Source organism: Streptomyces huiliensis (genome assembly GCF_020037025.1).
GTDB classification, from domain to species: Bacteria; Actinomycetota; Actinomycetes; order Streptomycetales; family Streptomycetaceae; genus Streptomyces; species Streptomyces huiliensis.
Genome location: NZ_JAIQLH010000562.1, coordinates 1 through 525, shown reverse-complemented (window position 1 = coordinate 525; position 525 = coordinate 1). Strand labels below are relative to the sequence as shown.

General features: G+C 74.3%; 1 pseudogene. It reads left to right on the top strand.

The annotated features are described in order from the left end of the window. Positions 1–114: 114 nt before the first annotated feature. Positions 115–525 (top strand): annotated as a pseudogene (locus JNW98_RS35865) (class I SAM-dependent methyltransferase); the annotation flags it as partial.

The window sequence follows — 525 nt, the reverse complement described above, 5'->3', positions numbered from 1 at the left end:
GGGCCAGGGACCGGGGGCCAGTGCCGGGCGCCGGAACGCCTAAGACGTCCTCCGGCGGTCTCCGACCAGCCGGAGCAACTGCGCCGCGACGCCCCCTGCTTGTAGGCTCGGGACGTGACGACGAGCGCTGAGCACGGGCGGGGCGGCGGTGCCGCGGCCGCGGCCGAGGCCACGGCCACGGCCACGGCCAAGGTCAAGGCGGAGTTGACCGGCCTGCCCGAGACGCTGCTGTGGACCTTGTGGAACCGGGCCTGCGAGGCGGAGCACGCCGATCCGGTGCTGGCCGATCCGATGGCCGGGGAACTGGTACGGAGGCTCGAATACCCCTTCGAGGAGCGGCTGGGGCCTCCGCACCCGCTCTTCTCCCAGGTGCAGGGCCTGCGCTCGCTGACCTTCGACCGGGCGGTGCGGCGCTACACCGAGTGGCGGCCGGAGGCGACCGTCGTCGCGCTCGGCGAGGGCCTGGAGACCGGGTTCTGGCGGGTGGACAACGGGCGGTTGCGCTGGCTGAGCGTCGACCTGCCG